This is a genomic window from Micromonospora sp. NPDC047465 (assembly GCF_040643125.1).
In the GTDB taxonomy this organism is placed as follows: Bacteria; Actinomycetota; Actinomycetes; order Mycobacteriales; family Micromonosporaceae; genus Micromonospora.
The window spans coordinates 85,379-95,752 of the sequence record NZ_JBEYTP010000028.1 but is presented as its reverse complement, the minus strand read 5'-3'; the positions used below and the strand labels follow the sequence as shown (position 1 = coordinate 95,752).

Below are 10,374 nucleotides of genomic sequence, written 5' to 3'. Positions count from 1 at the left end.
TCCGCCGCTACATCATCTGGCGGAACAAGAACGCCACCGACAAGCGCCTACGTCAGGTAGTCAACAGGGCGAACGTTGCCTGACGCGGCACTAGTACCTCAGACCTCCCTCGTATGGATGGGGTGGCTGCGGATGGGGTGGCTGAGCGATCTCTGGGAAATCCGCCGCCTCGGCCAAGGCGGACACGACGCACTCCTCACCGAGGACTACTCCCTTGAGACCGACTGCCTTTACTGGTCAGCGAACTGCTCCTGCACCGGGCTCCACTGTTCGTCGTAGTAGATCGTGTCGAGGTGAGCAGTGGCGAATTGAACATCCGGGCCAGCTGCCGGGCGACGGTTGACTTGCCACTGCCGCCGCAGCCGACGATTGCGATCCTGTCCATGATCCCCAGGGCGAGACGTCGTCGACGTCGTGCGGTTGCAGCCGCTTCGCAACGCCTACGGCCCGGCAGCAACGATCTCAATGTCCCGTCGCCGCCGACAAATCGGTGATCAGCTTGTCGAGCACCAGTTCCTCCTCGACCCGGACCCCGGCCGCAAGCATCGCCGCAGCGAGTCCCGGATCCCAGGCCGCGTCGGTCGGCGTGCCACTCAGCGACCCTCCGGTACTCGGCCGGTCGGTGCGGGCCGCGACCCCGGCCAGGTAGTCGGCGGTCCCGTAGCGCCACGGCTGCCAGGGCACCCTGCCGCGCAGCAGGTTGGCGATCCGCAGGCCACCCCAGTCGAATTCGCCGTGATACCACAGGCGGGCGCCGGACTGGACCAGGTTGGCCAGCAGCCGCAGCGCCGCGGTGCTGGGCTGGCCGCCGACGCAGACCAGCGGCGGGCACGCCGCACCGAGCTGGTCGGCCGCGGCGGCCAGCACAGTGGTTCCCGCAGACGTAGACAGTCCGGGCAGCGAACCGGGGCTCCCCGCGAGCGAGCTGGCGCAGGGTCACGACGACCGGCTCCCCGAGTGCGGCGGCGGGGCGACGAGGCTCACCATGGTTGAGGCCTGGCAACGCCCCTCGCTGCCTCAGCGGCGCCGGTCGGTGACGCGGATGGTGAGGACAGTGCCGTCCCGTCCGAGCGACACCACCCCGTCGCGAGGCCGGGACCGTGTCCACCGGCGGCGGATCAGCGGTGCCGCCCGAAGGTACGCGGCGACCTGGCCGTCCGCGAGATGACCGTAGAGGCTGCTCTCCACGCCACGGAACACCTCCAGGGGCTTGCCCTCCGGCAGCGGCGCACGGTAGAGGGTGCCTTCCGCGCGCAGGTCGTCCACCACGGGCTGCGACGTGGCGGTGCTCTCCGCCCACGACGGGTCCAGCTCGAACAGCCTCAGTTGGCCGGACTGGGGTTGCTCGTCCCCGCGTTGCCGTGGCGTCGCGTAATGACGGGTGAGGCTGTCGCCAGCGAAGAGCAGCGCGGTGGCCGCCACCGCACGGGTCAGAATCTGGGTGAACCAGCCACGTCGGTCCTCGGGCACGTCGAACACCTCAGGCGCTCCCGGCGGCAGCTCGTTCGCCGGGGTCGGGCCGGTGGTGCCGGGCGGCCCCGCGTCCTCGTCCGCCGCCGGCCAGGTCCGTACCTCGTCGGCCATGGCGGGCCGGGTCCGCCAGTGGTGGTCCTCCGGGCGGCCGTGCAGCAACTCCTCAAAGTTCTCGGGGTCGCTGTCCCACAACGCGTCATCCCCGGCGGAACGACGCATGAGTGATCTGACGCCCGGCCAAGCACGAGGCCACCATCAGTGCCGGCGGGCGGCGACCGCCGACGTTCAGCGTCCTCACCTGCACGGGCTGCCTGGGCGAGCTGACCGTAGGCGAAGCCCTGCGGCTGGTGGGTGCCCTTGCATTCCAGCACCACGATCTTCATCCGGCTGCGACGGCCCGAACTGTAGTGCCCCACCAGGAGGTAGTCCGGGCGCTTCTGGCCCTTTGAGGTGCGTTCCACCACACCTGCCCCGCCGATGAACCCCGCCTTTAGCGCCGCCTCCGCGTCGACGCGAAGAAGGTCCACCGGGGATGCTGGCGTTGCAGCACCCTCTTCGCCACCACCAGGGCCAGGCCGATGCCCAACTGCTCCGACTGGGTCACCTTGTGATGGCAGACGAGGCTCTGGGCTGACGGCGTGAGCCCGAGCACGCCGCCGCGTTGCTGAGTCAGCGTCGCGCAGTAGCGGACGTGTGCCCAGTGCCGGGCCACCTGCGCCAGCGGGGACGCGGTCAACAGCGTGGTCGCCACCCCGAGCTCGTGCAGCACATGCGCCGGGCTGGTCCCCACCGTCGGACCGATCGTCACGGTGACGGGCGCTTTGCCGTACCGGTAAGCGTCGTTCTTCGCGGCGGCGGTCTTGCCGTACTTCTCGACGGCGTCGACAACATGAGAAGACGATTCGTCGACCAGTCTCGACGGTTGGCTCAGGGATCGTACGAGCGACTCGATGTCCACGCCCACCCCCGGTACTGACATACCGCATGGGTCAGAACACCCAGGGGGATCGAGAACTGCCAGAGTGTCAATGAGGCGTCGGACGCGATCGGGTCCTGCTTGTTGACCGCAGCGCGTCAGGAGCAGCGGCACAAGCCCAACGACCCCACGACCACTCCGCACGCCGGGCAAGCATCCGGGTGGGTCTGCGAGGTGCGCAGGGGTCGGGCGGGAATCGACGGAGCGAGGCTTGCGGGGCGAGGCGGCGCAGCAAGCGCGACGCGCACCTCGTCCTCGGTGACCGTAGGCCAGCCCGACTTCCGGAGCATCTGCGTCACCTGTCGGATGCCCAGCCTCGGGTGCTTGCCCTGAGCCGCCTTCGCGGCGTCCGCTAGGCGCTGCGACCTCAGCGGGTTCTTCTTGGCCGGGGCCGGACGCCGCTGTGGCTGTCGACGGTTCAAGGCCTGCAGCACCCGGCCGACCTGCTCTGCGGTGACATCCGGCCAACCCGAGCGCCGCAGATGGCGGGCCAAGGTGCTGTCCGTCGCGCCCGGCATCGTGCTCAGCAACTTGCGTGCGGCTGTGGCGAGGGATGCCCCGGAATCGCCCGCCACCTTGCGAAGTCGGGCCTTGCAGGGCATGCACTGACAGGACGTTCCCGCACGGTGTGAGGCTCCATCCGTCCCGGACCGCCGTGCTTCGCCTCGGCCGCCGCCTGGCGAGTACGGAGGCGAGGCGATTCCCAGGTCGTCGAGCCAGGAGTCGGGTGTGCGATTCGGGATGTCGTCGTTCTCCCAATCGCAGCCGTGATCCGCAGTGCCTCGCATTTCCGCGTCGGCATACCAGTCGTCGATCGAACCCCTGCTGGTGATGTCGCCCTCCGGTGCATCGCTTGCCGAGTAGTAGCGCTGACGCCTGCGTCGCCTGGCCGGCAGACCTATGGGCTGCAGCCGGCGTTGGTGTCGTCTGATTCTTGCGTGATGGCGGGCCCACCTCCGAGCGACCGGCCGTCCACATGGAAGCGCTGACCGGTGGCCTGGTCCAGGCTGTTCGGAGGAAGACCTCATGGGAGGTGTGCATCAAGTTGGTATGCGTCCAACATGTGTCGCAATACCGACAGAACGATCGTGGAAGAATCCCTCTGATCTCCGCCTATCGTGGGCTGCTCCGCCTGCGGTGAAATGCCACCACTGGCCGGTCGGAAGCCGTGGAGAGACGAGGAGTCAGTGCATGGTTGCGGCACACGAGACGACGCTGCGGGAGCTACTCGAGGGCGCGAAGCAGTATCGGGTGCCACTGTACCAGCGGACGTATTCGTGGACGGACTCCCAGCTCAGGCGCCTGTGGGAGGATATCCGCAAGCTGGCCGAGGAGCGGATCGAGAACCGGAACCTTACGCACTTCATCGGTTCTCTGGTGCTCGCCACCAGCCCCACAAATGGGCCCTCGGTCTCCGAGTTCCTGGTGGTGGACGGCCAGCAGCGCCTGACCACCCTGTCGATCCTGCTCTGTGCCATTCGCGACCACCGGGCCAAGCATGAGAACCCGGACCACCGGGACCGCATCGACCAGGAATACTTGATCAACAAGTACAAGCCGGCTCACCGGTTGAAGCTCGTCCCCACTCAGGCCGATCGGGCCGCCTACGAGGCGTGCCTGGAGGCCACGCCACAGGCCGGCGGCAGCGACCAGGTGGGCGCGGCGTACCGGTTCTTCGCGGCCCAGCTCGTCGCGGTCGACGACCCGGACGACCCGATGGACATCGAACGCATCGAGGACGCGGTCATCTCGGGTATGGCGCTGGTCTCGGTTGTGGCGCAGGCCGACGACAACGTCTACCGGATTTTCGAGTCGCTCAACAACACCGGCCTGAAACTCACCCAGGCAGACCTGCTGCGCAACTACCTGTTCATGCGGCTGCCCAGCCGCGGCGAGGCAGTCTACGACTCGCTGTGGTTCCCCCTGCAGAAGCAGTTGGACTCCGGGGAGCTCGAGCAGTTGTTCTGGCTCGACCTGGTGCACCGCAACCCCGAGGTCAAGCAGACCGACACCTACGTCGGCCAGCAGGCGCGGCTCAACGGCCTGCGCAGCGAGGCGGAGATCGAGGCCGAGGTGCGCCGATTCTGCCGCCTCGGTGCTCTCCTGCGGATCATCCTGCACCCTGAGGAGGAGCAGGACCCGGAGGTACGGCGGCGCCTGGCCCGGCTCAACGCGTGGGACACGACCACCGTGTTGCCGCTGCTGCTGCACCTGCTGGACCGCCGCAAGCAGGGGACGGCCACCTCCGACCAGATCGCCTCGGCGATGCTGTACGTCGAGAGCTACTTCGTTCGGCGCCTGCTGATCGGCCGTGCCACCGCGAGTATCAACCGGGTCCTGCTGCGCATCGTCACCGATATGCGTAAGGACCTGCCGGTCGACGAGGCGGTGCGGGTATACCTGTCGGTCGGCCGGAAGTACTACGCCACCGACACCAGCCTCCGGGAGTCGGTGCGGTCCATCCCGTTCTACCTCAACGGCCGCGCGACCCAGCGCAAGCTCGTTCTTCAGTGGTTGGAAGAGTCGTACGGCAGCAAGGAACCGGTCTCGCCAGAGAAGCTGACCATAGAACATGTCATGCCGCAGAGCCCGACCGCGGAGTGGCGGCAGATGCTGGGCGAGGATCTGCAGGGGGAGGAGAGCTTCGCAGAGGCGCACGAGGCACTGGTCCACACGTTGGGCAACCTGACCCTGACCGGCTACAACGCGGAGCTGAGCAACAGTTCCTTCCTGGTCAAGCGGGCCCAACTGGGCAAGAGCGGGATTGCGCTCAACCGGGAGATCGCCGACCAGAAGCGCTGGGGACGTCCCGAGATCCACGCCCGTGCCGATGCGCTCACCGAGCGGATCATCGCCACCTGGCCCGGGCCCACCGAGGAGGCGGGCAACAAGTCCGAGGTGCCCTGGGACGTCATGAACACGGCGCTCGCCGCGCTGCCCGCCGGCTCCTGGACCGCGTACGGTGATCTGGCCGCGCTGATCGGCAGTCACCCTGTCTCCGTCGGCGCCCGCCTGGCTAACCACCCGGCGCCGAACGCGCACCGGGTCCTTCAAGCCGAGGGCGTGGTCGCGCCGAACTTCCGCTGGCTCGACCCTTCCCGCACCGACTCGCCGCAGGACCTGCTACGCGAAGAGGGTGTCGAGTTCGACAAGTACGGTCGGGCCAGCCAGGCGCAGCGCATCAGTGTCGAGGAGTTGGCCCAGCTCGCCGGCATGCCGCAGCAGGACATTTCCGCGCAACTCCTGCGACCGCGGTCCCGCCGCAACAATCTGTTCGATGACCGGTTCCTTGAGCAGTTGACCGACCTGCAGGACGGGCCGGTCGCCTTTGGCGCAGTGTCCGTACTCGAAGCCTGGACCAAGGTGGGCGGGACTTTGCTCTACGGTTCCGGCGGCGAGACCTCGTGCTTCCTGATGGCGCGGGGGAAGGACCACGAGCTCGGCAACATCTGGCCCGCGACGATCTATCCGAGCGGAAAGTGCGAGATCGTGTTTCAGCACCTGAGCACCCGGACCCCGTTCGACGACATTGCGCTGCGGGAGCAGTTCCGCCAGCGGTTGAACGAGCTGCCGGGCGTGAAGATCGCGGCAGCCAAGCTGGCGCTGCGCCCCGGCTTCCCCCTCGGCGTCCTGGTCGACGTCAAGGCTCGCGAGGCGCTGATCGAGCACCTCCGCTGGTTTTACGGGCAGGCCACGCAAACCGAGGTCTGACGCTCGTCCGAGCCTTCGCCCTCGCCTCTGCCACCGTGCGCCACCCGTTGGAGACCCCTCGTGCCCCAGCTCGCCTTCGCCAACACCTTCTGGCAGAGCCACGACGTCCTGGAGAAAGCCCGTCAAGGCCGGTGTACGCAAGGCGATGGAGAAGTTCCAGCAGCTCACCATCGCCGAGCTACACGCCGACAAGGGCCTGCATCTGGAGTCGGTGAACAACGCCCGGGACCCCGGATGCGGACCATCCGGATCAACGACTTCTGGCGCGGTGTGGTTTTGGCGCCCGACGACGGCAGCGACACGTTCCTCCTGCTCAACGTCGTGCCCCACGACGACGCGTACACCTGGCGGCCTTGAGGCCGGAGCAGTGCGCACCGCCGTGATCCGGCTTACCGGCAGCGGCAGCGGCAGCGGCAGCGGCCGCGGCGACGGCGAGCCTCCACTATCACGAGGAACCTCCGCTATCGTGACGATCTGAGTGGACGCACTCCTCGATCTGCTGGGTCCGCGACTTCGCGCTCACCGGCAGGCGTGCGGCCTGAGCATGGACGCGGCCGAGGTCAGCGGGGCCAGCCGGAGCGTGATCTCGGACATCGAGCGATGCACGTGACCGACGCTCACCACGGCCGCACCGATGCCCATCCCCCACCGGCCCGGGAGGACAGATGGCCACCGCTGAGATCTATCCGCTCAACCCCGCGACGCTGCCCGAGCCGAGCGGCACGTACACCCATGGCACGCTGGTCACCGGCGCGCGCCGGACCGTCTTCGTCAGCGGCCAGGTGCCGTGGGGCGACGGGTCGGGCAGGGTGCCCAAGGATTTCGATGCGCAGTGCCGCCTCACCTGGCACAACGTGCTTACCGTGCTGGCCGAGGCGGGGATGGGTATCGAGAACCTGGCGAAGGTGACCATCTACCTCTCCGATCGCAAGTACCGCGAGGCCAACGGGCGGATCCGCCAGGAGATCCTCGGCGACCACCGGGCCGCGCTGACCATCATCATCACCGACATCTACTCGCCCGAGTGGCTGCTGGAGATCGAGGCCATCGCGATGGAGTAACCGACGCCTCATGGCCGCCAATTCGCTCCATCTGAGGCGATCCGAGAACTCCGGACACGTCCCCAATTAGGGTGACGAGGAGTCTGGGAGGAACAGTCCGTGAGGAGGAACCCAGCGAAGTGCTCGCCTGAGTCGCGGGCCGAAGCGGTGCGTGCGGTGATCGAGGGCTGCGTGCAGGGGCTGTCATAGGGTGCTGCGGTGGGTTCACTCAGCCGGGCCGAGTTGGACATGTTGGTCGGCGAGGCGACGGTCGACGCTTACGACGATGATGAGCAGCTGGCCGGCCTGTACACGATGATCGAGGGCAACCTGGCGGTGCCGTTCACGACGCAGGTTCTGGGTGTCGAGGTGACGGTGCGGCAGGTGGAGCTGCGCCAGGGCGCAGTGGTCGCGATCTGCCATCGTGGTCGATTTCGTCAGGTGATCGGGATTCTGGATCTTCCATTGCCGGGGCCGTCGCCGCCCGGCGCGGAGTGGATCGAGGCGTACCGGCACTGGGCTGGCGGATGATCATCATGGCGGAGGGTTTCGGCGGTGAGTGAGTACCAGTACTACGAGTTCGTGGCGGTCGACCGGCCGTTGACGGTGACGCAGCAGCGGGATTTGCGGGCGTTGTCGACGCGGGCGCGGATCACGTCGTCGAGTTTTGTCAACGACTACCAGTGGGGTGACCTGAAGGGTGACCCGCGGGAGTGGATGCAGCGGTACTTCGACGCGTTCCTCTACCTGGCGAACTGGGGGACGCACCGGATCGCGCTGCGGCTACCGATCGCGGTGCTGGACCCGGGCACGGCCGCGGAATACTGCGTCGGGGATTCGGCCAGCTCGTGGGCGACCCGTACACACGTGATCCTTGATCTGCAGAGTGAGGACGAGGACGGCGACGAGGTGTACGAGGGCGACGGTCACCTCGCCGCGATCCTTCCCGCGCGGGCCGAGTTGGCCGCCGGCGATCGGCGGTTGCTGTACCTGTCGTGGCTGCTGTGCGTGCAGGGCCGCGAGCTGGACGACGACGAGCTGGAGCCGCCGGTGCCGCCCGGTCTGGCGGACCTGTCCGGGCCACTGCGTGCCCTGGTCGACTTCCTGCGGCTGGACCCGGATCTGCTCGCCGTGGCAGCCGAGACGAGCACGCCGCTCAAGGATCCGACGCCGTCGACGGCGGTGCTGTCCCGCTGGGTGAAGGCGCTGCCCGATTCGGAGAAGGACGACGTTGTCCTACGGCTGTTGCGCGGTGACGACGCTCACCTGCGGTCGGAACTGCTGGCTCGCTTCCACGGCACGACTCCGAGCGACAGCACCGGCGGTCGCCGCATGGTCGGGGAGCTGCTGGCTGCCGCGGGGCAGCGCAGGTTGCGACGGCAGCGGCTCACCCACGAGCGCGAGGCCGCCGAGCGGGAGCGTCGTGAGCGGGCTGCCGCCGCCGCCCGCGAGCAGCACCTGAATGCGCTCGCCGGGCGGCAGGAGCAGGCGTGGCAGCGGGTGGCCGCGATGATCGAGACGAAGAGGCCGAAGGAGTACGACGCTGCCGTCGCGCTCATGGTCGCCTTGAAGGCGCTGGCCGATCGGGACGGCGACACCGAGGTGTTTCACCAGCGCGTGCGGCAGCTGCGGGAACGGCATGCCCGTAAGCCAAGCCTGCTGGACCGCCTCGACCGAGCCGAGCTCGGCTGACTGGCACAGCTTCCATCAACCGCCGCTGCTTTCGGCCATGGTGAAGCCGAGTGGGGTGTAAGAGCGGGATCGTTTGCGCCACATGGCGGCGAGCACGCCGACGTGTTCGTCGACGCGGCCAAGGAGCGCTGACGGGCCGGACGGTCTGCTCAAGCAGCTGACCAAGGCGGTCCGATACCCCGACCGAGAGCCTCGCCATCATCGATCTCCGGGCGCCGCCGCCAGCATGATCACGATAAGAATGCCCCGGCCCCGGTCTGCGGGACCTGCAACCCTTGTGAGGTGCGGGACGCGAGTTGCCAGTTCCAGATCCGCCCCGATGACGGTTTTCGGCAGGTACGCCGGCACGTGCCACCCGGCATCGACGGTGTGGTCCTGGCCGGCAGCGAATTCGGCGCCCTCCAGCGACTGCGCCGCTGGAGGGCAACTGCGGTGCAAGGGATCTCAGGCTGCCCGTGATCAGCTCCGATCAGGCCAGCCCTGTGGCACTGCCTGCGGCTGTCCGGGGGCGCGTACCGCTGACCGGCTTGGGAAGCTTGCTGGCCGTCTGATTGTCGTCCATTGCGGAGCCGCCCGAGGGTCTCGGCGTGGGCGGCTCCGCTCCTTGGTTGACCTATGCTCGCGGTCATGTCCCTGGTGAGTGCGGGCGGCGAGAGCCGCTGGTTCGGGTCAGTGGCGCGGTCCACCGGCGATGCGCAGGTCTTCGTCTTCCCGTACGCCGGTGGCATCGCCGCGTCCTTCATGGAGTGGCAGGCGATGGCTGAGCCGGAACTGTCGTTGCAGGTCGCGCTGATGCCGGCCAGGGGGATCCGGATGCACGAGCCGCCCGTCGACGACGTTACGGAGCTGGTGGATCAGCTGGCGACGGCGGTCATCGAGCGGGTGTTGGGGCCGTTCCTGCTGTTCGGGCACAGCCTGGGTGCGCTGGTGGCGTTCGAGGTGACCCGGGAGCTGCGCCGCCGGGGCGCGCCCGATCCGCTGGCGTTGCTGGTCAGCGGGGCCGAGGCGCCGCAGACCCGGCTGATCAAGCAGCGCTATCACGAACTCGACGACACCGGCCTGATCGAGGCGTTGCGCGACTTCGGGGCCACCCCGGCCGGATTGCTGGCGGACCGGGAGATGATGGAGCTCATCCTGCCGGGTATCCGGGCGGACTTCGCCCTGTCCGAGCGGTACGCCTACCGTGCCGAGCCGCCGCTGGAGCTGCCGGTGCACGTGCTGCTCGGCGACGGGGACGAGCACGTGGACCTGGACCGGGCGGCCGGCTGGGCGCTGGAATGCGCGGCCCTGCCACAGCGACATGTGTTCGCCGGTGGGCATTTCTTCCTGACTGACCACCAGTCGGAAATCTTGGACATTATGCGCCGCATTGTCGCCGATCACACCGCTGTGGCGCAATCATCGACAAAGGATCGGTAAGGACTTCTGCCCATACCAGGGCTTCCATTGTGTCGGGTGTTCGACCTGGCGGGCCGGCGAGAC

At 68.1% G+C, this 10,374-nt stretch carries 9 protein-coding genes; 6 read left to right on the top strand and 3 right to left on the bottom strand.

Annotation, left to right across the window (positions count from 1 at the left end; genetic code table 11):
* Positions 1–462 precede the first annotated feature (462 nt).
* From ABZ793_RS23745 to ABZ793_RS23735, 3 genes are all read right to left on the bottom strand, one after another.
* Positions 463–867 (bottom strand): DUF2399 domain-containing protein, encoded by a 405-nt coding sequence (locus ABZ793_RS23745; protein ID WP_357460930.1) that lies wholly within the window; start codon positions 865–867, stop codon positions 463–465.
* 150 nt (positions 868–1,017) lie between these two features.
* Positions 1,018–1,665, bottom strand: coding sequence for a hypothetical protein (locus ABZ793_RS23740; RefSeq protein WP_357460928.1), 648 nt, complete (start codon positions 1,663–1,665; stop codon positions 1,018–1,020).
* A gap of 298 nt (positions 1,666–1,963) precedes the next feature.
* On the bottom strand, positions 1,964–2,431 hold the full coding sequence (locus ABZ793_RS23735; protein ID WP_357460925.1) for a hypothetical protein: 468 nt from the start codon (positions 2,429–2,431) through the stop codon (positions 1,964–1,966).
* A 1,209-nt stretch (positions 2,432–3,640) separates the two neighbouring features.
* On the opposite strand from ABZ793_RS23735, the gene ABZ793_RS23730 reads away from it, so the two are divergent.
* The 6 genes from ABZ793_RS23730 (at position 3,641) to ABZ793_RS23705 (ending at position 10,311) form a co-directional block, all read left to right on the top strand.
* A complete protein-coding gene (locus ABZ793_RS23730) occupies positions 3,641–6,160 on the top strand; it encodes a DUF262 domain-containing protein (protein WP_357460922.1) in 2,520 nt (839 codons plus the stop codon).
* Positions 6,161–6,394: 234 nt separating this feature from the next.
* Positions 6,395–6,517 carry a hypothetical protein gene (locus tag ABZ793_RS23725; RefSeq protein WP_357460919.1) on the top strand — a complete coding sequence of 41 codons (123 nt, stop codon included), beginning with the start codon at positions 6,395–6,397 and terminating at the stop codon, positions 6,515–6,517.
* Positions 6,518–6,825: 308 nt separating this feature from the next.
* Complete coding sequence (locus ABZ793_RS23720; RefSeq protein WP_357460917.1) at positions 6,826–7,221, top strand: RidA family protein; 396 nt, start codon at positions 6,826–6,828, stop codon at positions 7,219–7,221.
* A 198-nt stretch (positions 7,222–7,419) separates the two neighbouring features.
* On the top strand, positions 7,420–7,731 hold the full coding sequence (locus ABZ793_RS23715) for a hypothetical protein (protein WP_357460914.1): 312 nt from the start codon (positions 7,420–7,422) through the stop codon (positions 7,729–7,731).
* Between the two features lie 24 nt (positions 7,732–7,755).
* Positions 7,756–8,892, top strand: a complete 1,137-nt coding sequence (locus tag ABZ793_RS23710) for a hypothetical protein (RefSeq protein WP_357460911.1) — start codon at positions 7,756–7,758, stop codon at positions 8,890–8,892.
* 627 nt (positions 8,893–9,519) lie between these two features.
* Entirely contained in the window at positions 9,520–10,311 is a 792-nt protein-coding gene (locus ABZ793_RS23705; protein WP_357460908.1) for an alpha/beta fold hydrolase, read from the top strand.
* The last annotated feature ends 63 nt before the right edge of the window (positions 10,312–10,374 follow it).